General features: G+C 72.2%; 20 protein-coding genes. 13 read left to right on the forward strand and 7 right to left on the reverse strand.

What is annotated here, in order from left to right; translation table 11 throughout:
- Positions 1-121: 121 nt before the first annotated feature.
- From EDM22_RS03365 to paaZ, 5 genes are all read left to right on the forward strand, one after another.
- Positions 122-868: a hypothetical protein gene (locus tag EDM22_RS03365; protein ID WP_138708013.1), complete on the forward strand. Its 747-nt coding sequence runs from the start codon at positions 122-124 to the stop codon at positions 866-868.
- Between the two features lie 180 nt (positions 869-1048).
- Complete coding sequence (locus EDM22_RS03370) at positions 1049-2251, forward strand: acetyl-CoA C-acyltransferase (RefSeq protein WP_122935654.1); 1203 nt, start codon at positions 1049-1051, stop codon at positions 2249-2251.
- Positions 2248-3027 (forward strand): enoyl-CoA hydratase/isomerase family protein, encoded by a 780-nt coding sequence (locus EDM22_RS03375; RefSeq protein ID WP_122935655.1) that lies wholly within the window; start codon positions 2248-2250, stop codon positions 3025-3027. Before EDM22_RS03370 ends, EDM22_RS03375 begins: the two co-directional genes overlap by 4 nt.
- Positions 3028-3095: 68 nt before the next feature.
- A complete protein-coding gene (locus EDM22_RS03380; RefSeq protein WP_281274052.1) occupies positions 3096-3932 on the forward strand; it encodes a 3-hydroxyacyl-CoA dehydrogenase family protein in 837 nt (278 codons plus the stop codon).
- Positions 3933-3952: 20 nt separating this feature from the next.
- Positions 3953-6064 carry a phenylacetic acid degradation bifunctional protein PaaZ gene (gene paaZ / locus EDM22_RS03385; RefSeq protein WP_170964008.1) on the forward strand — a complete coding sequence of 704 codons (2112 nt, stop codon included), beginning with the start codon at positions 3953-3955 and terminating at the stop codon, positions 6062-6064.
- Positions 6065-6225: 161 nt separating this feature from the next.
- On the opposite strand, the gene EDM22_RS03390 is transcribed toward paaZ, so the two are convergent.
- Positions 6226-8385, reverse strand: coding sequence for a RecQ family ATP-dependent DNA helicase (locus EDM22_RS03390; RefSeq protein ID WP_122935657.1), 2160 nt, complete (start codon positions 8383-8385; stop codon positions 6226-6228).
- An 89-nt stretch (positions 8386-8474) separates the two neighbouring features.
- A complete protein-coding gene (locus EDM22_RS03395) occupies positions 8475-9248 on the reverse strand; it encodes an SGNH/GDSL hydrolase family protein (protein WP_122935658.1) in 774 nt (257 codons plus the stop codon).
- 373 nt (positions 9249-9621) lie between these two features.
- Between EDM22_RS03395 and EDM22_RS03400 the strand changes: the two genes are divergently transcribed.
- Complete coding sequence (locus EDM22_RS03400) at positions 9622-9870, forward strand: hypothetical protein (protein ID WP_122935659.1); 249 nt, start codon at positions 9622-9624, stop codon at positions 9868-9870.
- Positions 9871-9967: 97 nt separating this feature from the next.
- A complete protein-coding gene (locus EDM22_RS03405) occupies positions 9968-10348 on the forward strand; it encodes a hypothetical protein (protein ID WP_122935660.1) in 381 nt (126 codons plus the stop codon).
- 119 nt (positions 10349-10467) lie between these two features.
- Here EDM22_RS03405 and EDM22_RS03410 read toward each other — a convergent pair whose 3' ends face one another.
- From EDM22_RS03410 to paaI, 3 genes are all read right to left on the reverse strand, one after another.
- A complete protein-coding gene (locus EDM22_RS03410; RefSeq protein ID WP_122935661.1) occupies positions 10468-11097 on the reverse strand; it encodes a TetR/AcrR family transcriptional regulator in 630 nt (209 codons plus the stop codon).
- A gap of 143 nt (positions 11098-11240) precedes the next feature.
- A complete protein-coding gene (paaK, locus tag EDM22_RS03415; protein ID WP_122935774.1) occupies positions 11241-12500 on the reverse strand; it encodes a phenylacetate--CoA ligase PaaK in 1260 nt (419 codons plus the stop codon).
- A 129-nt stretch (positions 12501-12629) separates the two neighbouring features.
- Complete coding sequence (gene paaI / locus EDM22_RS03420; protein WP_122935662.1) at positions 12630-13037, reverse strand: hydroxyphenylacetyl-CoA thioesterase PaaI; 408 nt, start codon at positions 13035-13037, stop codon at positions 12630-12632.
- Positions 13038-13197: 160 nt separating this feature from the next.
- Here paaI and paaA point away from each other — a divergent pair, with 160 nt between their 5' ends.
- The 6 genes from paaA (at position 13198) to EDM22_RS03450 (ending at position 18273) form a co-directional block, all read left to right on the forward strand.
- The gene (paaA, locus tag EDM22_RS03425) at positions 13198-14181 is read left to right on the forward strand and encodes a 1,2-phenylacetyl-CoA epoxidase subunit PaaA (protein ID WP_122935663.1); all 984 of its coding nucleotides are present in this window, start codon (positions 13198-13200) and stop codon (positions 14179-14181) included.
- 46 nt (positions 14182-14227) lie between these two features.
- A complete protein-coding gene (paaB, locus tag EDM22_RS03430) occupies positions 14228-14533 on the forward strand; it encodes a 1,2-phenylacetyl-CoA epoxidase subunit PaaB (protein WP_122935664.1) in 306 nt (101 codons plus the stop codon).
- The gene (paaC, locus tag EDM22_RS03435) at positions 14530-15489 is read left to right on the forward strand and encodes a 1,2-phenylacetyl-CoA epoxidase subunit PaaC (RefSeq protein ID WP_376917727.1); all 960 of its coding nucleotides are present in this window, start codon (positions 14530-14532) and stop codon (positions 15487-15489) included. Before paaB ends, paaC begins: the two co-directional genes overlap by 4 nt.
- Positions 15486-16016: a 1,2-phenylacetyl-CoA epoxidase subunit PaaD gene (gene paaD, locus EDM22_RS03440; protein ID WP_122935775.1), complete on the forward strand. Its 531-nt coding sequence runs from the start codon at positions 15486-15488 to the stop codon at positions 16014-16016. Before paaC ends, paaD begins: the two co-directional genes overlap by 4 nt.
- Before the next feature lie 260 nt (positions 16017-16276).
- Positions 16277-17386 (forward strand): 1,2-phenylacetyl-CoA epoxidase subunit PaaE, encoded by a 1110-nt coding sequence (paaE, locus tag EDM22_RS03445; protein ID WP_245989169.1) that lies wholly within the window; start codon positions 16277-16279, stop codon positions 17384-17386.
- 95 nt (positions 17387-17481) lie between these two features.
- Positions 17482-18273 carry an enoyl-CoA hydratase/isomerase family protein gene (locus EDM22_RS03450; protein ID WP_122935667.1) on the forward strand — a complete coding sequence of 264 codons (792 nt, stop codon included), beginning with the start codon at positions 17482-17484 and terminating at the stop codon, positions 18271-18273.
- A 25-nt stretch (positions 18274-18298) separates the two neighbouring features.
- Here the strand turns inward: EDM22_RS03450 and EDM22_RS03455 are convergent, their stop codons facing one another.
- Together EDM22_RS03455 and EDM22_RS03460 are read right to left on the reverse strand one after the other, a co-directional pair.
- Complete coding sequence (locus EDM22_RS03455; RefSeq protein ID WP_122935668.1) at positions 18299-19861, reverse strand: peptide ligase PGM1-related protein; 1563 nt, start codon at positions 19859-19861, stop codon at positions 18299-18301.
- Positions 19858-21000 carry an adenylate/guanylate cyclase domain-containing protein gene (locus EDM22_RS03460; protein ID WP_245989158.1) on the reverse strand — a complete coding sequence of 381 codons (1143 nt, stop codon included), beginning with the start codon at positions 20998-21000 and terminating at the stop codon, positions 19858-19860. Before EDM22_RS03460 ends, EDM22_RS03455 begins: the two co-directional genes overlap by 4 nt.
- Positions 21001-21004: the final 4 nt, after the last annotated feature.

Below are 21004 nucleotides of genomic sequence, written 5' to 3' on the forward strand. Positions count from 1 at the left end.
CCCGTTCTGGCGGGTGTCGTGGCGGGCCCCGAGCACGCCGGCACCGCTAGCATGAGCGCGACGCGTCTCCTCTCAGCGCGACGGGGGTCGATCGGGAGCGCGGGACGTGGAGGGGCGCGACATGAGCGATGACCTGGACCCGAAGGGCACGCCGCCCGAGTCCCCGACGCCCGCGCCCGGCCCATCGGGCACGGCATCGGGCGTGGCGCCGTCGGGCGCAGCCACGTCGGCTGCCGCTCCCGCTCCCGTCACCCGCGCGACGCTGGTCTGGTTCGGCGTCGCCTTCGTGGTGCTCGCGTTCGTCGCGTCGTTCCTCGGGGCCTGGGTCGCGAGGTCCGCCGGCTCGACCGAGGCCGTCGCCACCCCGGCGCCGACCGTCGAGGTCGACGAGACCGCGTACGAGGAGGCGATCAAGGAGATCCTCCCAGCCGGGTCCGCCGTCCGCGCAGGCACGGGGGTGCCGGAGTCGGGCAAGGGCTACGAGGGCGACGTGTACATCGACATCACCACGTCCGACGTCTACCTCTTCCAGGACGGCGACTGGACGCTCGTCGGCAACATCCGCCAATCGGCCGCCGAGAACCTCACGGGCGAGACGGGCGCCACCGGCGCGACCGGTGCTACCGGTGCGACGGGCGCGACCGGCGCGACCGGCGAGACGGGAGCCTCCGGTGCCCCCGGGGCGCCCGGCACGCAGCTGACCCTCGGCCTGGGCGCACCCGAGAACGCGAAGTGCACGGCCGACGGCGACGTCTACATCGACACCGAGGCGCTCACGTTCTACGAGTGCACGTCGGGGCAGTGGATGCTCTTCGGCCCCGAGCCCACGGCGACGCCGGAGCCCACCGAGGAGCCCTCCGCGGGCTGACCGCCGTCGACGGATGACGCGGCGCCGCTCGGGCTCGATCCGCCCGAGTGGCGTTCGCGGCATCCGTTTGACATAATTACCGACTGAACGGTCGGTTGTGAATTCCGACCGGAATCGGATGTCGCGGTCGCCGATACGCTGGCGGGCGAGCGTTCCCAGACGATGCAGTCAGGAGTGACCATGGCGGAGGCCTTCCTCGTCGGTGGAGTGCGCACCCCGGTGGGTCGCTACGGCGGAGCTCTCGCGAGCGTGCGGCCCGACGACCTCGCGAGCCTCGTCGTCGGCGAGGCCGTGCGCCGCGCCGGCCTCGACCAGGCGGCGATCGAGGCGGGGGCGATCGACGAGATCATCCTCGGCGCCGCGAACCAGGCCGGTGAGGACAACCGCAACGTCGCACGGATGTCGGTGCTGCTCGCCGGGCTCCCCGACTCGGTGCCCGGCATCACCGTGAACCGGCTCTGCGCGTCGGGCCTGTCGGCCATCACGATGGCCGCCCAAGCGGTCCGCGCGGGCGACGCCGACCTCATCATCGCGGGCGGCGTCGAGTCCATGACCCGCGCGCCCTGGGTGCAGGCCAAGCCCGAACGCGCGTGGGCGAAGCCCGGCGAGGCGTACGACACCTCGATCGGCTGGCGGTTCCCCAACCCGAAGCTGCTCGCCCGCGACAAGGCCACGTACTCGATGCCCGAGACGGCCGAGGAGGTCGCCCGGCTCGATGGCATCACGCGCGAGGAGGCCGACGCGTTCGCGCTCCGCTCGCAGCAGCGCGCCGTCGCGGCGATCGCCGCCGGGCGGTTCGAGGCCGAGATCGTGGGCGTGCCCACCGTACGCGGCGAGGTGCTCGTCGACGAGGGTCCTCGTCCCGAGACGACGCTCGAGGCGCTCGCCGGGCTGCGGCCCGTCGTGGCCGGCGGGTCGGTCGTGACCGCCGGCAACTCGAGCTCGCTCAACGACGGCGCATCCGCGATCGTCGTCGCGAGCGCCGCCGCGGTCGAGCGCTACGGACTGACGCCGCGGGCACGGGTCGTGACCGGGGCATCCGCCGGCCTCGCACCCGAGATCATGGGCCTCGGGCCCGTGCCCGCGACGCAGAAGGTGCTCGCCCGGTCGGGCCTCGCGATCGGCGACCTCGGCTCAGTCGAGCTCAACGAGGCGTTCGCGACGCAGTCGCTCGCGTCGATGCGGCGGCTCGGCCTCGACCCCGAGCTCGTGAACGCCGACGGCGGGGCGATCGCCCTCGGGCATCCGCTCGGCTCGTCGGGCGCGCGACTCGTCGTGACGTTGCTCGGGCGCATGGAGCGCGAGGGCTCGCGCTACGGCCTCGCGACCATGTGCGTGGGCGTCGGCCAGGGCTCGGCGCTCATCGTGGAGGGCCTGCGATGAACCCGCCGGATGTCGCAGTGTCGCCGGACCTCTCGCGGCCGCTGCTCGTCGAGCGTCTCGACGACCGGGTCGTCGCGACCCTGAATCGGCCCGACAAGCGCAACGCGATCGACCAGGACACGATCGACGCCCTGCACGAGCTGTGCGCCGAGCTCGAGGTGAACCCGCGGATCCTCATCCTCACGGGCGCGGGCGGCGTGTTCGCGTCGGGCGCCGACATCGCCCAGCTGCGCGACCGCCGTGCCGCCGACGCCCTCGCCGGCATCAACGCGAACGCGTTCGTGCGCGTCAACGAGCTGCCGATGCCGGTGATCGCGGCCATCGACGGCTACGCGCTCGGCGGCGGCGCCGAGCTCGCGTACGCGGCCGACATCCGCATCGCCACGCCCGACGTCAAGCTCGGCAACCCCGAGACCGGGCTCGGCATCATCGCCGCGGCCGGCGCGAGCTGGCGCCTCAAGGAGATCGTGGGCGATGCCCGCGCGATCGAGCTGCTGCTCACCGGTCGCACGATCGGCGCCGACGAGGCGCTCGCGATCGGGCTCGTGAGCGCGCTGCATCCGGCCGATGCCCTGCTCGACGCCGCGCACGCGATCGCCGACCGCATCGCGCGAAACGACCCCGACGCGACGATCGCCACGAAGCGCGTGTTCCGGGCGCCGCGCGAGGCGCATCCGCTCGTCGACCTCGAGGCGCAGGCGCCGCTGTTCGAGAGCCCCGAGAAGCACCGCCGCATGACCGAGTTCCTCGAACGACGCAGGAGGACTGCCGAGTGACCGACCGCCCCGCCACTGATCCCTCGGCCACCGACCCGCGACCCGACCTTCCCGATGCGCTCGCCGACGTGGGCGTGCTCGGCGGCGGCCGCATGGGCGCCGGCATCGCGCACGCGTTCCTGCTCGCGGGCTCCCGCGTGACGGTCGTCGAGCGAGACGCGGATGCCGCGGCCGCGGCCCGCGCGCGCGTGCTCGAGTCCGTGGCGGCATCCGTGGCACGCGGCACGACCGACGAGGGCGAGGCGGCGCTCGCTGCGCGCTTCGCCACGGCCACCGACGTCGCGCACTTCGAACGCGCCGGTCTCGTGGTGGAGGCCGTGCCCGAGGAGCTCTCGCTCAAGATCGACGCGCTCACCCGCGTCGAGGCGGTGCTCGGGCCGGATGCCGCGCTGGCGAGCAACACCTCGTCGATCTCGATCGACGCGCTCGCCGCCGTGCTCGCGCGGCCCGCCCGGTTCCTGGGCATGCACTTCTTCAACCCCGTGCCCGCCTCGACGATGGTGGAGATCGTGCGCGGGGCGGCATCCGGCGGGCCGCTCGTCGAGGAGGCCCGCAGCTGGGTGCGGGCCATCGGCAAGACGCCGATCGTGGTGCGGGACGCCCCGGGATTCGCGTCGTCGCGACTCGGCGTCGCCCTCGGGCTCGAGGCGATCCGCATGCTCGAGCAGGGCGTGGCGAGCGCCGAGGACATCGACGCGGCCATGACGCTCGGCTACAAGCATCCGGTCGGGCCGCTGCGGCTGACCGACATCGTCGGGCTCGACGTGCGGCTCGGCATCGCCGAGTACCTCGCGGCGGAGCTCGGCGAACGATTCGAACCGCCCGCCCTGCTGCGCCGCATGGTCGCCGAGGGCAAGCTCGGTCGCAAGACCGGCGAGGGCTTCTACCTGTGGGACGCGCAGTGACGCGCGGAGAGGACGACATGATGACCGAGATCCTGCCGAGCTACGTGAACGGGGCGTGGTGGACTCCGGATGCTGCTGACGCCGGCGTGGCCGCACGCGCCGCCGAGGTGCGCGACGCCTCGACCGGCGAACTCGTGGCCCGCGTGTCGACCGAGGGACTCGACCTCGGCGCGGCGCTCCAGTACGCCCGCACGGTGGGGCAGCGCTCGCTCGGCGAGCTGACCTTCCACCAGCGCGCGGTGCTGCTCAAGCAGCTGGCGCTCGTGCTCACCGAGCGCAAGTCCGAGCTGTACGAGCTCTCGAGCCGCACGGGCGCGACGAAGCAGGATTCCTGGGTCGACATCGACGGCGGTATCGGCGTGCTCTTCACGTACTCGTCGAAGGGCCGCCGCGAGATGCCGAACGCCAAGGTGTACGTCGACGGCGCCGTCGAGAACCTCTCGAAGGACGGCTCATTCCTCGGACGGCATATCTACACCCGGCTGCCCGGCGTGGCCGTGCAGATCAACGCGTTCAACTTCCCCGTGTGGGGTTCGCTCGAGAAGTTCGCGCCCGCGTTCCTCGCCGGCATGCCGACGGTCGTGAAGCCCGCGACGCCCACCGGATACCTCGCCGAGGCGTTCGTGCGCATCCTCGTCGAGTCGGGCCTGCTGCCCGAGGGATCGCTGCAGCTCGTCTCGGGCAGCGTGCCCGACCTGTTCGACCACCTGCGGCTCGGCGACCTCGTCGCGTTCACGGGCTCGGCGTCCACCGCCGAGAAGCTGCGCGCGCACGATTCCGTGCAGACGGGCGGCGTGCGCTTCACGAGCGAGACGGACTCGATCAATGCGTCGGTGCTCGGCACGGATGCCACGCCGGGCACGCCCGAGTTCGACGCCTACGTGAAGCAGCTCGTCGCCGAGATGACGACCAAGGCGGGACAGAAGTGCACGGCGATCCGGCGGGCGATCGTTCCCGCGGCATCCGTCGACGCCGTGATCGACGCGGTGCGGTCGCGCATCGCGGAGCGCGTGGTCGTCGGCGACCCGCGCGCCGAGGGCGTCACGATGGGTCCGCTCGCGTCGCTCGCGCAACGCGACGAGGTGCTGCGGCAGGTCGGCCGGCTCGAGGCCGCGGGAGGCGAGCTCGTGATCGGATCGATGGATGCCCCGAGCGTCATACAAGCCGAAGACGCAACCGGCACGGCATCCGACGGCGCGTTCGTGGGCCCGATGCTGCTGCGATTCGCGGATGCCGCGAGCCCCGCCCTCCACGAGGTGGAGGCGTTCGGCCCCGTCGCCTCGATCGTCGGATACGACACGGTCGCCGACGCGGTTGCGCTCGTGGCGCGCGGCGGCGGATCGCTCGTGACGAGCGTCGCGACGCACGACCCCGAGGTCGCCGTGGCGCTCGCATCCGGCATCGCGGCCTACAACGGCCGCGTGCTGTTCCTCGACCGTGACGACGCGCGCTCGTCGACAGGGCACGGCTCGCCGCTGCCGAACCTCGTGCACGGCGGACCCGGGCGCGCGGGCGGCGGCGAGGAGCTCGGCGGCATCCGCGCGGTGCTGCACCACATGCAGCGCACGGCGGTGCAGGGCTCGCCCGAGATGCTCACCGCCCTCACCGGCGTGTGGCACACGGGCGCGATCTCGCAACCGGGCGGCGTGCACCCGTTCCGCAAGTCGCTCGCCGAGCTGCGGATCGGCGACCAGGTCGTGAGCGCATCGCGCACGGTGACCCTCGAGGACATCGAGACGTTCGCCGCGTTCACAGGCGACACGTTCTACGCGCACATGGACGAGGACGCCGCCGCCGCGAACCCGTTCTTCCCGGGTCGCGTCGCACACGGCTACCTGCTCGTGTCGTGGGCGGCCGGCCTGTTCGTGGATGCCGCGCCCGGCCCGGTGCTCGCGAACTCCGGACTCGAGAACCTGCGGTTCATCACGCCCGTGTCGCCCGGCGACACGATCCGCGTCGAGCTCACGGCGAAGCAGATCACGCCGCGCGAGACCGACGAGTACGGCGAGGTGCGCTGGGACGCGGTGCTCAAGAACCAGAACGACGAGCTCGTGGCGACGTACGACGTGCTCACGCTCGTGGCGAAGGAGCTCGCGCCGGCGTCGGCGTCGGCGTCGGCGTCGGTCGAGTAGCGGCCGACGGAGGAGGTCGCGTATCGAGGCCAGCGCGACGGGTCTCGATACGCTCGCTGCGCTCGCTACTCGACCGGCGGGTGCTGCCCTCGGACGGGTCTCGATACGCTCGCTACTCGACCGGCGGGGCAGCGCTTGCGGCGCGACCGGTGGGGCCGGCGTCAGCCGCGCAGGGCGAGCACGAAGGGCAGCACCTCGACGGCGCCCGCTTGGCGGAGGGTGCGGGCCGCGACGGTGAGGGTCCAGCGGCTGTCGGCCTGGTCGTCGACGAGCAGGACGCCGCCGGACGGCACGTCGAGGCCGTCGGCCGTGAAGCGGTCCCAGACGCCCGCGAGACGGAACGCGCTGTTGCCGCCGGGCTGCCCGGTCGGCCCGCCGCCGACAGGCGTGAGCGAGCCGAGGTAGGGAAGGCGGCCGACCTCCGCGAGCCCACGAGCGAGCGAGTCGACGAGCAACGGACGTGAACGCGAGGGCACCGAGACGACCGCGACCGGACGCTCGGCCCAGCCCCAGTCGGCGAGCACGCGCACGCATGCAGCGAGCACCTGCGGCGGCACCGGCGCATCGGGCGAGCCCGCTGCGAACAGCTCGCGCAGTGTGCCGCCCCAGCCGAGGTCGGTGAGCCGCGCGAGCGCGCGGCCCTCGCCGGCCTGCTCCGCCGCTGCGATGCGGCCCTTGGCGGGAACGCCGAGCCGGTCGGCGCCGGTCGGCCAGGCGCGGCGCGGCTCGATCGGCACGCCCACGCGGTCGAGGGCGCCGGCCGCGGAATCGGCGGCTCCGGCGACGATCTCGCGCGGGAACCAGGCCCCGGCGCAGTTGTCGCAGCGACCGCACGGGGTCGCCGTCTCGTCGTCGAGGGAGCGCTGGAGGAACTCCATGCGGCATCCGTCGGTCTGCTCGTATTCGATCATGTGCTGCTGCTCGGCTTCGCGCTCCGCGGCGATGCGCCCGTAGCGCTCCGCGTCGTAGGACCACGGCGCACCCGTCGCGACCCAGCCGCCCTGCACGCGCCGCACTGCGCCGTCGACGTCGAGCACCTTGAGCAGCAGCTCGAGCGGCGTGCGTCGGATGTCGACGCGTGCCTCGAGCGCGGGGGTCGAGAGCGGCACGTCGGAGAGCTCGTCGATGACTCGACGCGCCCGCTCCTCGTCGGGCATCGACGCCGTCGCGAAGTAGTGCCAGATGGCCCGGTCCTCGGGGCCGGGCAGCAGGAGCACATCGGCGCTCTCGCTCGCGCGCCCGGCACGGCCGACCTGCTGGTAGTAGGCGACAGGCGACGACGGCGCCCCGAGGTGCACCACGAACCCGAGGTCGGGCTTGTCGAATCCCATGCCGAGCGCGCTCGTCGCGACGAGGGCCTTGACCTCGTTGCGCTTGAGCATGCCCTCCGACTCCTCACGCTCGTCGGGGTCGGTCTGGCCCGTGTAGGCGCGCACGTCGTGCCCGCGCTCGCGCAGCAGCCTCGCGGTGTCGTTCGCCGCCGAGACGGTGAGCGTGTAGATGATGCCCGAGCCGGGCAGGTCGTCGAGGTGGCTGAGCAGCCACGCGAGCCGCATCGTCGCGTCGGGCAGGCGCAGCACCCCGAGCCGCAACGAGGCCCGGGCGAGCGGCCCGCGGATGGTGAGCACCTCGCCATCGGCTGCCGGGGTCGAGGTCGGGGGGTCGGATGCCGCGGGCGTGCCGGGCGCCGCGGTGCCGAGTTGCTCGGCGACATCCGCCACCACCCGGCTGTTCGCGGTGGCCGTGGTCGCGAGCACCGGCACCTCGGGCGGGATCTGGGCGATGAGGTCGCGCAGCCGCCGGTAGTCGGGCCGGAAGTCGTGCCCCCAGTCGCTGATGCAGTGCGCCTCGTCGACCACGAGCATGCCGATGCGGCGCACGAGCGCAGGCAGCTGCTGCTCGCGGAACGCGGGATTGTTGAGGCGCTCGGGCGAGACGAGCAGCACGTCGACCTCGTCGGCGTCGAGCCGGCGCAGCACGTCGGTCCACTCGTGCGGGTTGGTCGAGTTGATCGCGACGGCTCGCACGCCCGCCCGCTCTGCGGCCGCGATCTGGTCGCGCATGAGCGCGAGCAGCGGCGAGACGAGCACCGTGGGCCCGGCGCCCTCGCGGCGCAGCAGCAGCGTCGCCACGAAGTAGACCGCCGACTTGCCCCAGCCGGTGCGCTGCACGACGAGCGCGCGGCGCCGCCCGTCGACGAGCGCCGCGATCGCCTCGTACTGTCCGTCGTGGAACTCGGCGTCGTCGCGCCCCACGAGTTCGCGCAGCGCTGCGAGCGCGGCGGCACGGGTGTCGGCGGGCGCGGCGAGGGAGGAGGTCATGGGTCCACTCTGGCGGATGCCGCTGACAGGGGGCACAGCCTCGCGTGCCGGGCCCGCGGCCGCCGGCGCGACCCGCGACTCGAGCGGGCTCACCGGGCGGGCGTGCGGTGGCTCTCGAAGGCGGCCGTGAAGCGAGCCGCGACGTACGCGGCGCCCGCGTCGTTGAGGTGCACCCCGTCGCCCGCGTCGAACGCGTCGGAATTGCGGGCGGTGAGCCAGGGCGCCGGGTCCTCGCTATCGATGAAGGTCGCGCCCGCTGCCTCCGTCGCCGCACGGATGGTGTCGAGGTGCACCATGTGGGCGACGCCCTTGCCGAGCGGCTCGAAGGGCCCGAACACCACGACGATCGCGTCCGGCCACTGCTCTCGGGCGGTGCGGATCGCCAGGGTCGTCGCGGCCTGCACCTGGGCCGGCGTCGCGGCCCAGTCGTTGAGGCCGCCCTGCATGACCACGATGTCGTAGTCCACGTTCATCGCGGCATGGGTGAGCAGCCGCTGACGATACTCGAGTCCCGAGGCGCCGGCACTGGAGAGCCCCTTGACGAACCCGGTTCCGCCGACCCCGTCGATGGTGGCGTCCCACCCGAGGGAGGCCGCCGCCAGGTACGCCCAGCTCTTCTCCACCTTCGTCGAGCCGCGGCCTTCGGTGTAGGAGTCGCCGACGATCAGCGCGAGCGGCTCCGCGGGGAGTTCGTCGAACGGGTTCACGACGGTTCGCTCATACGGCGGGAGTTCGGAGGAGGCGAGCGACCCGGGCATCGTCAGGCTGAGCCCTCCGCCGACCGCGACCCCCGCCATGACGACGAGCGTCGCGCGCGCGATGCCGGCGAGCACGCTGCGCACGGAGCGGGAGCGGTCGGGCATGGATCGATGCTAGAACACGCGCATGGGCGGACTCCGCAAGCGCGCGCACGGCCACGGGCCGTCGTCCGGGCGGTCCCGCAGCGTCAGGCCGCTGCGCCGCCGCCGGCGGGCGCGGACACCCACCCGATCGCCGGCGCGACGTGCTCGGCGATCGCGGCGAGCAGCCGGGTGTCGTACTCGACGCCGAGCCGGTTCGGCACGGTGACCGGCAGCGTGTCGGCGCGGCCACGGCGGCGTCCTGCGCGAGCTCGGCGGCGATGACGTCGGCCTCCCCGCGGCGCGCACGACCGCATGAATAGGGCATGTGCCCGATGCCCGGCGGCCGCCTCAGGGAGCACCGTGGGGGAGTAGGAAAAGACGAACCGGAGTCGAGATGTTGATTTCAGAACTGAACTTCGACCACCTGCGCGCCGAGCACGAGGCATGGCTCGCCCGCGAGCTCGAGCAGCGGCGGGTCGTCGAGGAACGACGCGCCGAGACGACGCCCGCGATCGGGGCGACGGGCCGCCGTGTCCGGTGGTCGGCGGTGCTGCGGATGCTGCGGATGCCGCCCAGGACGCGGACGCCGCGACCCTCGCGGGGCCCGGTGGACCCGTGCCCCACGTGCCCGTCGCCGGCGTAGGCGGAGGCGGGCCCGCCTCCGAGCACTGCCACGCGGTCGGCCGAGCCGCGCCGCCGGGGCGCTTGACCCCGGCGGCGTCCGCCTCCACGCTGAACGCATGAGCGAATCGACGCGTACCGCCGCCCGTGGCGCGGCCTTCTGGATCTGCTACGCCGTCACGGTGATCAGCGCGGGGGTGAGTGTCACGTTCTCGGTGCTCGCCGTCGTCGACGGCGGCCTCGAGGCGACGGACGCGCTGTACGCGGCGTCCCGCAGCACCGCCCTCGTCGTGCTCGCGCTCGTCGCTCCGCTCTTCCGGTCGGATGACGCGCTGCTCGCGATCGCGGCGGCGATGACGATCGTGCAGGGCATCGACACCTTCGTCGGCGCGGTGCAGGGCGACGTCGCGAAGACGGTGGGGCCGGCCGTGCTGTGCCTCGTCACGATCGTGGCGGCGACGTTCCTCGCACGCAGCGATCGGGTGCGCGGGCGCGCGTGATCCGCGAGGGCGGGTCTCGATACGCTCGCTGCGCTCGCCACTCGACCGGCGGGGGCCGGGGCTCGCTGCGCTCGCTACTCGACCAGCGGAGGCCGGGGCTCGCTACTCGACCGGCGGGGTCAGCCCAGCAGTTGTTCGATGCGGTTCGACGTGGGCATGCGGAGGCCGTCGAGGGCGACCGTGACGACGTCGTCGGCGAGCTTCGCGGCGTCCTCGGGACCGCCCGGCCGGTACCATTCGACGATCGAGTTGATCATGCCGAACAGCAGTCGCTCCACGATCCGCACGTCGAGGTCGCTGCGCAGCGATCCCTCGGCCTGCGCCTCCGCGACGAGCGCCGTCACGCGCTTGTCGAACGCACGACGGCGTTCGAGCGCGCGTCGCTCGACGTCGGTGTTGCCGCGCACGCGCAGCAGCAGCGTCACGTACGAGAGTTGGTCGACGAGCACGTGCACCGCACCGCGCAGCACGTGGTCGAGCCGATCGGCGGCCCGGCCGCGCGTGGCCTCCGGTTCGTCGAGCACTCCCTCGAGCGAGCTCAGCGCGTGGTCGAGTGCGTGCTCGAGGATCTCGTCCTTCGACGCGAAGTGGTGGTAGATCGCGGACTTCGAGAGCCCGAGCCGGTCGGCGAGCACGCCCATCGAGGTCGCGTCGTAGCCGTACTCGTTGAACGCGGCCACGGCGACCTCGAGGATTCCCTGCTGGTCGTAGCCGGGGCGTCCTCGCCGGTTGGTTCCGTTCTCGCTCATCGTGCCCAGTTTCGCATCACCGCGAGGGGTTGAGGTCGCCGAACCCACGGGCGATCGGGTTTCGGCGGCCTCGACCCCCACATGTGCCCTCGACGGGCTCGACCCGCGGACACTGTTTCGCCGCGCTCAACCCGCAAGGGTGGCTACTGGTTGCGCAGGTCGTAGACCCGCTGGTACTTGCCCTCGCTGCGGGGGAGGGTGCCCGGCTCCTCGAGCTGCACGCGCACCGACGAGCCGATGAACTCCTTGATGCGTGCCGCGAGCACGGCCGCCGAGCCCTGGCACACCTCGACCGACAGGTCGGGATGCCGCTCGATGCGCACCGTGAGGTCGTCCATGGTGCCCGTGCGGGTGAGCTCGAGGATGAAGTGCGGCGTGAGCTCCTCGAGCCCCAGCACGATCTCCTCGATCTGGGTCGGGAAGAGGTTCACGCCGCGCAGGATGATCATGTCGTCGTTGCGGCCCGTGATCTTCTCGATGCGGCGCATCGCGGGACGCGCGGTGCCCGGCAGCAGGCGCGTGAGGTCGCGCGTGCGGTACCGGATCACCGGGAACGCCTCCTTCGTGAGCGAGGTGAACACGAGCTCGCCCATCGTGCCGTCGGGCACGCGCTCGAGGGTGTCGCCGTCGATGACCTCGGGGAGGAAGTGGTCCTCCCAGATGTGCGGGCCGTCCTTCGTCTCGATGCACTCGTTGCCGACGCCCGGGCCCATGACCTCGCTGAGGCCGTAGATGTCGAGCGCGTCGATGCCGAGGCGCGACTGCAGCTCGCGGCGGAGCTCGTTCGTCCACGGCTCGGCGCCGAGCACGGCGACCTTGAGGCTCGTCGTGTGCGGGTCGATGCCGGCCGCGGCCATGGCGTCGGTGATCGTGAGCAGGTAGCTCGGGGTGCACAGGATCGCGTCGGGCTCGAAGTCGCGGATGAGCTGCACCTGGCGCGCGGTCTGCCCGCCCGACATCGGGATGACGGTCGCGCCGAGCTTCTCGATGCCGGCGTGCGCGCCCAGGCCGCCCGTGAAGAGTCCGTAGCCGTAGGCGTTGTGCACCTTCATGCCCGGTCGGATGCCGCTCGCACGGAGCGATCGCGCGATGAGCGACGCCCAGCGGTCGAGGTCGCCCTTCGTGTAGCCCACGACGGTGGGGCGCCCGGTGGTGCCCGACGAGGCGTGGATGCGCGCGACCTGCTCCATGGGCACGGCGAACATGCCGAAGGGGTAGGTCTGGCGCAGGTCCTCCTTGGTGGTGAAGGGAAGCTTCGCGACGTCGTCGAGCGAGCGGATGTCGTCGGGGTGCACGCCCGCCTCGTCGAACTTGCGCGTGTAGAGCGGCACGTTCGCGTAGGCGTGGCGCACGGTCTGCTGCAGCCGCTCGAGCTGGAGGGCCTCGAGCTCGGCTCGCGACATCCGCTCTTCGGGGTCGAGGTCGTCGAGGCTGGGCGGGCGGACGCCAGAGACGGTTTCGGTGAGGGTCGTCGTCGACACGGTGTGCTCCAGGTGTTGGTGGGTCGGGGTCTCGATACGGCGCCGGGGCGCCTACTCGACCGACGAACGGTTGGTGGTGAGCGAACGGCCGCGGAACTCGGCGACCGGGTCGCCGTGCTCGTCGACGACCGAGACGTCGTAGAGGCCGGTGCGGCCGCTGCGCGTGCGTCGCACCGCGGTCGCCGTGAGGGTCTGCCCCGCGACCGTGGACTTCAGGAAGGTGATGTCGGCGCCCGCCGCGACGGTGACGTTGTCGTCCTCGTTGCAGGCGATCGCGAAGGCCGTGTCGGCCAGGGCGAAGACGAGTCCGCCGTGCGTGATGCGGAACCCGTTCGTCATGTCCTCGCGCACGCGCATCGAGACCACCGCGAGTCCGGGCTCGTCGCGCTCGACGATCATGCCGAGGGCGGCCGAGGCGAGGTCGTTCTGCATCATCGGCCGGGTGGCGGCATCCGTCATTCGCTGCTCCTCATCGAGTGCGGGGTGTGCGGGGTGCGTGCGCGGCGGTCGTTGCCGCGACGCTGAAGATGACTATATACTAACTGAACGATCGGTTGGTAATACGGATGCCGCAGGCGGACGGAAGCCCCGACCGACATCCGATCTACAGGAGTCGACGATGACCGCACCCGCAGAACTCAGCGTGGCCGCACTCGATGAGCACCGCGACGAGGCCGCACAGGCCCGCTTCGACGACCTCATCGCGCAGGACTCGCGCATCGAGCCGCGCGACTGGATGCCCGACGCGTACCGCAAGACGCTCATCCGCCAGATCTCGCAGCACGCGCACTCGGAGATCATCGGCATGCAGCCCGAGTCCAACTGGATCACGCGCGCGCCGAGCCTCAAGCGCAAGGCCATCCTCATGGCCAAGGTGCAGGACGAGGCGGGCCACGGCCTCTACCTCTACTCCGCCGCGCAGACGCTCGGCATCTCGCGCGAGGAGATGATGCAGCAGCTCATCGAGGGCAAGGCCCGCTACTCGTCGATCTTCAACTACACGACCCCCACCTGGGCCGACATGGGCGCGATCGGCTGGCTCGTCGACGGCGCCGCCATCTGCAACCAGGTGCCGCTGTGCCGCGCGTCGTACGGCCCCTACGGCCGCGCGATGGTGCGCATCTGCAAAGAGGAGTCCTTCCACCAGCGGCAGGGCTTCGAGATCCTGCTCGAGCTCATGCAGGGCACCGAGGCGCAACGCGAGATGGCGCAGGATGCCGTGAACCGCTGGTACTGGCCCTCGCTCATGATGTTCGGCCCGCCCGACGACGAGTCGCCCAACTCGGCGCAGTCGATGGCGTGGAACATCAAGCGCTTCTCGAACGACGAGCTGCGCCAGCGCTTCGTCGGCATGCTCGTGCCGCAGGCCGAGGCGCTCGGCGTGACCCTGCCCGACCCGAACCTGCGGTGGAACGAGGAGAAGCAGGCCTACGACATGAGCGAGATCGACTGGCACGAGTTCCACGAGGTGCTCGCCGGCCGCGGCCCCGCCAACGCCGAGCGCCTGCGGCGTCGCCGCGAGGCCCACGAGGAGGGCGCCTGGGTGCGCGAGGCCGCTGCGGCCTACGCCGCGAAGCAGGCTGCCCGGAAGGTCGCCGCATGACCCGCCGGTCGAGTAGCGAAGCGTATCGAGACCTGAAGGAGAACCGATGAGCACCCCCGGCGAGATGGGAACCGAGGCCTGGCCCCTCTGGGAGGTCTTCGTGCGCGCCAACCGCGGCCTGAGCCACGTGCACGTCGGCTCGCTGCACGCGCCCGACGCCGACATGGCCGTGCGCAACGCGCGCGACCTCTACACGCGCCGCAACGAGGGCGTGTCGATCTGGGTCGTCCCTGCCGACGCGATCACCACGAGCGATCCCGACGCGAAGGGCGCGTTCTTCGAGAGCCCCGCCGGCAAGAACTACCGGCACGCGGTCTACTACACGAAGAGCGAAGGGGTGAAGCACCTGTGAGCGCGGAGATCCCCGCCGGTCGAGCAGCGCGCAGCGCGTATCGAGACCCCGCGGCCGAGCCTGATGATCTCGAGACGCCTCCTTCGTCGGCTACTCGATCGGCGGACGACCCGCACGGCGAGGTGCACGGCGAGGTGAGCGTCGACCAGGTCGCGCTCGCCGAGGAACTCGCGGGGTCGTCCGCGGGCGCCGGCCACGTGGCATCCGCCGACGTCGCCGAGTACGCGCTGCGCCTCGGCGACGATGCCCTCGTGCTCGCCCAGCAGCTCGGCATGTGGATCAGCTACGCGCCCGAGCTCGAGGAGGACATCGCGCTCGGCAACATCGGGCTCGACCTGCTCGGCCACGCACGCACCCTGCTGCACTACGCCGGCACCGCCACGGGCCGCAGCGAGGACGACCTCGCGTACTTCCGCGACGAGCCCGAGTTCCGCAACGCCTGGCTGTTCGAGCAGCCGAACGGCGACTTCGCGCACACCATCGCGCGGCAGCTGTTCGCGTCGACGTACCTGTACGAGCTGTACGGCGCACTGAGCTCCTCGACCGACCCGACGCTCGCGGCGATCGCCGTGAAGAGCGACAAGGAAGTCGACTACCACCGCGACCACGCGATCCAGTGGACCCTCCGCCTCGCGGGCGGCACCGAGGAGTCGCGGCGCCGCATGATCCTCGCAGTGGTCGACACGTGGCCGTACGTCGAGGAGCTGTTCGCCGACGACGCGCTCGTCGAGCGGCTCGCCGCCGAGGGCGTGGCCCCGCTGCCCTCGTCGCTGCGTCCGGCGTTCGACGCCGTGATCGCGAGGGTGTTCGCCGAGGCGGAGCTTGAGATCCCCACCGGCCGCACGGCGTTCACCGCGTCGGGCGGCGGCCGTGAGGGGCGTCACACCGAGCACCTGGGGCCGATGCTCGCCGAGATGCAGGTGCTCGCACGCGCGCACCCGGGGGCATCGTGGTGACCGCGGCATCCGTCGCCCGGCCGGTGCCCGCCGACCCGGTGGCCCGGCGCGCCTGGGACGTCGCGGCGACCGTGACCGACCCCGAGATCCCCGTGCTCACGATCGAGGACCTCGGCGTGCTGCGCTCGGTGTCGGTTGACGACGACGGCCGCGCCGTGCACGTCGAGCTCACGCCCACGTACAGCGGATGCCCCGCCATGGACGCCATGCGCGACGACGTCGTGCTCGCGCTCACGCACGCCGGCTACGACGAGGTCGACGTGCACATGGTGCTCGCCCCCGCGTGGACGACCGACTGGATGAGCGACGAGGGCAAGCAGAAGCTCCGCACCTACGGCATCCAGGCGCCGAGCGGACACGCCCCCGCGCGCGATGCCGGCCCCGTGCGACTGCAGCTCGCGGTGAAGTGCCCGCGCTGCGACTCGCTCAACACCCGCGAACTCGCCCGCTTCGGCTCGACGTCGTGCAAGGCGCTCTACGAGTGCCGCGACTGCCTCGAGCCCTTCGACTACTTCAAGGTGCTCTGATGGCCGCACGCAACCTGGGATCCGCCGGTCGAGTCGCGGCGGAGCCGCCCACCGCCGGTCGAGTAGCGGCGGAGCCGCGTATCGAGACCCCGGAGGCAGATCTCGATTCGCCTCCTTCGTCGGCTGCTCGATCGGCGGTGGGCACGCCTCCTTCGTCGGCTGCTCGATCGGCGGTAGGCACGCCTCCATGGGCGGCTGCTCGACCCGCAGGCAGCCTGGAGACGGATGCCGCGGTCGCCGACGCGTTCCTCGCGAGCGCGGTGGGCGGGAACGATGCGCCCAAGCGTCGCCGCGCCCGCTTCCACAGCCTCGAGGTCGCCGAGGTGCGGCCGCTGACCGACGACTCGGTGGAGGTCACCTTCGCGGTGCCCGAGGAGCTCGCCGACGACTACACCTACCTGCCGGGCCAGTACGTGGCATTGCGCAAGGAGTTCGACGGACAGGAGCTGCGCCGCAGCTACTCGATCTGCCGCCCGCCCGTGCGCGGCAGCGTCTCCGTGGCGATCAAGCGCGACCTCGGCGGGCGCTTCTCGACGTGGGCGAACTCCGAGCTCGCGGCCGGCGACGTGATCGACGTCATGAGCCCGCAGGGCACCTTCACGTCCGGCCTCGACGCGCTCGACGGCAAGCACCTCGTCGGCATCGCCGCGGGCTCGGGCATCACGCCCCTCATGGCACTCGCGCACACCGTGCTCGCGCGCTCGGAGACGTCGCGGTTCACGCTCGTCTACACGAACCGCTCGACGCGCGACGTGATGTTCCTCGAGGAGCTCGCCGAGCTGAAGGACCGCTACCCGGCCCGCCTGGCGCTGCACCACGTGCTCTCACGCGAGCAGCGCACCGCGCCGCTCCTCTCGGGGCGCATCGACGCCGAGAAGCTCGATCGCATGCTCGAGGTGCTCATCCCGACGGCGACCGTCGACGAGTGGTTCCTGTGCGGCCCCTTCGAGCTCGTGCAGCTCGCCCGCGACGAGCTCGCCGCGGCCGGGGTGCCCACCGCGAAGGTGCGCTACGAGCTCTTCACGACCGACGCCGATCGGGCCGAGCCCCGTCACGGCCGTCCGGTCGTCGTCGAGCGCGGCGAGGCGACGGTGGCGATCGAGTTCACGCTCGACGGGCTGTCGTCGACCGTCGAGAGCCCGGTGAGCGCGAACGAATCGATCCTCAACGCGGCCCTCCGCGTGCGGGCCGACGTGCCGTTCGCGTGCGCGGGCGGCGTGTGCGGCACCTGCCGGGCTCGCGTCGTCGAGGGCAGCGTGCAGATGACCGAGAACTACGCGCTCGAACCCGACGAGCTCGAGCGCGGCTACGTGCTCACCTGCCAGTCCCACCCGAAGTCCGACCGGGTCGTGGTGGACTACGACGTATGACCCGTTGCGAGCGCGTCGGTTTCGGACAGGATGAGTGCTCCGCGGCGCCCGTCGCGGCGTGAACTGACGCGCTCGCAAGATGAGGAGGATCGACGATGATCGAGCTCACGATCGCCGACGGCGTGGCCGAGGTCGTGCTCGACGCGCCCGAGAAGCTCAACGCGCTCGACGAGCCGGCGCTCGCCGAGATGTCCGAGGCGTACGCCGAGGCGGAGGCGGAGGCGGCGGCCGGCGACGGGCGCGTGCGCGCCCTCGTGCTGCGCGGCGAGGGCCGGGCGTTCTGCGCGGGGCGCGACATCTCGGGCGTCGACCCGCGCGACGACGACGTGCTGCGCTACCTCGGCGGACTCGTCGAGCCGCTGCTGAAGCGCATGGCGCACTTCCCCGCGCCCACGTTCGCGGTCGCGCACGGCGCGTGCCTCGGCGTCGGACTCGGCCTCCTCATCGCGAGCGACATCGTCTACGTCGCCGACACCGCGAAGATCGGCTCGCCGTTCAAGAACCTCGGCGCGACCCTCGACTCGGGCGGCCACGCCCTCTTCGTCGAGCGCCTCGGCGCGCACCGCACGATGGACCTCATCGTCACCGGGCGCCTCATGTCGGGCTCCGAGGCGGTGGCAGCAGGCCTCTTCTCGCAGGTGTTCCCCGCCGTCGAGGTGACGGATGCCGCCCGCGCGGCGGCCCGCGCCGCGGCATCCGGACCCACGCAGGCCTTCGTCGCCTCGAAGCGACTCGTCGCGGAGCTGCGCGACGAGCGCCTCGGCCTCTGGGCCTCGATGGCGCACGAGAACCGCGCGCAGGCGGCGCTGTGCGACACCGACGACTACCGTGAGGGCTTCGCGGCGTTCCAGCAGAAGCGCACCCCCGAGTTCACCGGGCGGAGCTGACAGCGCCGCTGACGGCGCGGCGCCGCTATTCGGGGAGCGGGTTCGGCCGGCCCGCGGCTCGAGCCTCGTCGACGAGCACCCGCCCCGCGCGCTCGTAGAGCTCCATCGCCTGCTCCGGGGTGTCGCCGACCGCGGTCATCCCGACGCGGCCGTGCTCGGTGATCGAACTGATCATGTGGAACACGATGCCCGCCTGCCTGGACTGGTCGAAGTGGAGGCCGTGCCGCGCGACCACGTCGAACAGGTCGCCGACCGACAGCGCCCGCAGCTCGTGCGCCTCGAGGTGATCGGTCGCCACGAGGTGCTTCTCGGCGCCCTCGGGAGTGAGGAAGCGACCCGTCCGTTCGTCGTAGCGGCCGTCGGTCAGGAACTGCAGCGTCAGGAACGGATGCGTCGTGCCGCCCCTGCGCAGGTTGAGCTCGATCGCGTACGCCGACCAGTCGCCCGCCGCGTTGCGGACCACCACGAAGTCGACCGCGAACCGGCCGAGCACGCCCTCGGCGGCGAGCCGTTCGCCGATCGCCATCGCCGGATCGCCGATCAGGCGCGAGTAGGCGGGGTCGGCGGGGAAGGTGCAGCCGAGGAAGCTCTGGCCGCTGGCGCCGCCGAGGAGCTGGTCGTGCGTGGACAGGAGCTCGACCCTGCCGTCGGGCAGGGTCCGGAGCTGCACGCTGGGGCTCAGGAGCTCCTCGCCGAGGATGCGCTCCTCCACGATTCCGCCGTCGGACTCGAGCTTCGCCACGTACGCGTCGAAGGGAACGTCGTCGGCCTCCAGGCGCATCTCGCGCACGCGTTCGGCGATCGCCGCCGGGCGTTCGGAAGCGGGCAGTCCGACGACGCCGTCGAGCTGGACCACCGCATTGCCCGCGCCGGCGACGCCCTCGTTGAGCTTCACGATCACCTGGCGCATGGTCGGCCGCGTCGCGAGCAGCACCTCGATCGCGTCGGCCACCTCGTCGAGGCCGTGCAGGTCCTCGGCTCCGAGCGGATGCGGCACGCCGACCTCGGCGAACAGCCGGCGGCATCCGGTCTTGGTGCCGAGCGGGGCGAGGCGCGGGTCGGGGCCGTACATGGGGATGCCGAGGCTGAGGGCGAGGTCGCGTTCGAGCTCGGTCGTGTTGTACGGGATGAGGTGGCTGTGCGCCCGGTTGGGGATCAGCGATGCGATCCTCGCCAGGAGCCGAGGACGCTCCAGGAGCTTCCGGCTCAGCGGGCGGGGCGATGCATCGCCGACCGACACCAGTGACAGCCGGGCGAGCGCGTGGCTCGGGATGACGCCGGGCAGGAGTGCGAGGTAGTACTCGACGATCCGCTGGTCGATGGGCGACGAGGTCACGTAGATCAGCCGCAGTCGCGGCTGGCGGAGCAGCAGGAGCAGGAAGAGGAATCGCTCCTCGTAGGCCTGTCCCAGGCTGCCGCTGCCCGGGACGGCGCGCGTGACAGGCACGGACGGCACCACGACCACCGACTCGTCGGCGAGGTCGCGGCCCATCGAGTCCCACACGGACCGCATCCGTTCCTGCAGCGATCCGAATCGGAGGGCCCGGGCGTCGTCGTCGAGGTCGGCCAGCGTGACCGGGCCGGTCATGTCGTCACCTGCTCGGTGGGCGTGTCCGGACGCCCGCTCCCGCCGTCGACGCCGGTGACGGCGAACGCCCGGACCGGGCGGCTGAATCCCCGGAGCTCGAGCTCGCCGACCGGCTCACCGGCGGCCAGGCGCTCCGCGGCCGAGAACACCCGTTGCGCGACGAGGATCTGGCCGGGGCCGGCCGCCGCGCACAGGCGTGCGGCCAGGTTCGTCACGCTGCCGATGGCGGCGTAGTCGGACCGTCCCTCGAATCCGATCCTGCCGAGCGTGGCGAAGCCCTGGGCGATGCCGATGCCGAAGCCGAGGTCGTGGCCGCGCCGGCTCCAGCCGTCGGCCAGTTCGGCGACCCGCTCGCGCATCTCGACCGCCATCGCGACGGCGCGCTCGGCCGCGTCGTCGCACGGCAGCGGATCGTTGAAGAACACCATCAGCCCGTCGCCCGTGAAGCGCTCGAGGGTGCCCTCGAAACGATCGATCAGCTCGCCCAGCGCCGAGTGGTACTCGGCCAGCACGCCCATGACCTCCTCGGGCTCGCTGGCTTCGGCGAACGAGGTGAACCCGCGGAGGTCGCAGAAGACCACGACGATCTCGCGGCGATGGGAGCCGAGGAACGCCTCGTCGCCGGAGTCGATCACGAGATCGACCAGCTGGGGCGGGAGGAAGCGGCGCAGCCGGTTGACCCGTTCGAGCTCGTCGACCTGTGCGGTGACCCGGGCCTCCAGCTCGGCATTCCACCCGGCGAGCTCCGCCGCCTGCCGTTCGATCGTGTCCTGGTAGCGCTTGACCCGGGCGAGGGAGGCGACGCGGGCGAGCAGCTCGCCCTGGTTGAACGGCTTGCTCACGAAGTCGTCCGCTCCTGCCTCGATGGCGCGGAGCTTCTCCTGCTCGCCGCTCGCGGTGATCATCACCACCGGGAGGAACTCGAATCCCGGCAGGGTCCGGATGCGGCGGCACACCTCGTATCCGTCGATCCCGGGCATCAGGATGTCGAGGAGCACGAGGTCGACCCCGGAGTCCGGCAGCAGGGCGAGCGCCTCCTCCCCGGACGCGGCCGTGAGGACCCGGTAGCCGCGCGGACTCAGCACTGCGTCGAGCAGCCGGAGGTTCTGCGGCAGGTCGTCCACGGCGAGGACGGTCACGGCG

It is taken from the genome of Agromyces tardus (assembly GCF_003710805.1).
GTDB lineage: Bacteria > Actinomycetota > Actinomycetes > Actinomycetales > Microbacteriaceae > Agromyces > Agromyces tardus.

Bases quoted from the DNA above. Each gene is read 5' to 3' on its own strand.
- EDM22_RS03365 (WP_138708013.1), top strand. From the start codon at position 122: ATGAGCGATGACCTGGACCCGAAGGGCACGCCGCCCGAGTCCCCGACG.
- EDM22_RS03370 (WP_122935654.1), top strand. From the start codon at position 1,049: ATGGCGGAGGCCTTCCTCGTCGGTGGAGTGCGCACCCCGGTGGGTCGC.
- EDM22_RS03375 (WP_122935655.1), top strand. From the start codon at position 2,248: ATGAACCCGCCGGATGTCGCAGTGTCGCCGGACCTCTCGCGGCCGCTG.
- paaZ (WP_170964008.1), top strand. From the start codon at position 3,953: ATGACCGAGATCCTGCCGAGCTACGTGAACGGGGCGTGGTGGACTCCG.
- EDM22_RS03390 (WP_122935657.1), bottom strand. From the start codon at position 8,385: ATGACCTCCTCCCTCGCCGCGCCCGCCGACACCCGTGCCGCCGCGCTC.
- EDM22_RS03395 (WP_122935658.1), bottom strand. From the start codon at position 9,248: ATGCCCGACCGCTCCCGCTCCGTGCGCAGCGTGCTCGCCGGCATCGCG.
- EDM22_RS03400 (WP_122935659.1), top strand. From the start codon at position 9,622: ATGTTGATTTCAGAACTGAACTTCGACCACCTGCGCGCCGAGCACGAG.
- EDM22_RS03405 (WP_122935660.1), top strand. From the start codon at position 9,968: ATGAGCGAATCGACGCGTACCGCCGCCCGTGGCGCGGCCTTCTGGATC.
- EDM22_RS03410 (WP_122935661.1), bottom strand. From the start codon at position 11,097: ATGAGCGAGAACGGAACCAACCGGCGAGGACGCCCCGGCTACGACCAG.
- paaK (WP_122935774.1), bottom strand. From the start codon at position 12,500: ATGTCGCGAGCCGAGCTCGAGGCCCTCCAGCTCGAGCGGCTGCAGCAG.
- paaI (WP_122935662.1), bottom strand. From the start codon at position 13,037: ATGACGGATGCCGCCACCCGGCCGATGATGCAGAACGACCTCGCCTCG.
- paaA (WP_122935663.1), top strand. From the start codon at position 13,198: ATGACCGCACCCGCAGAACTCAGCGTGGCCGCACTCGATGAGCACCGC.
- paaB (WP_122935664.1), top strand. From the start codon at position 14,228: ATGAGCACCCCCGGCGAGATGGGAACCGAGGCCTGGCCCCTCTGGGAG.
- EDM22_RS03450 (WP_122935667.1), top strand. From the start codon at position 17,482: ATGATCGAGCTCACGATCGCCGACGGCGTGGCCGAGGTCGTGCTCGAC.
- EDM22_RS03455 (WP_122935668.1), bottom strand. From the start codon at position 19,861: ATGACCGGCCCGGTCACGCTGGCCGACCTCGACGACGACGCCCGGGCC.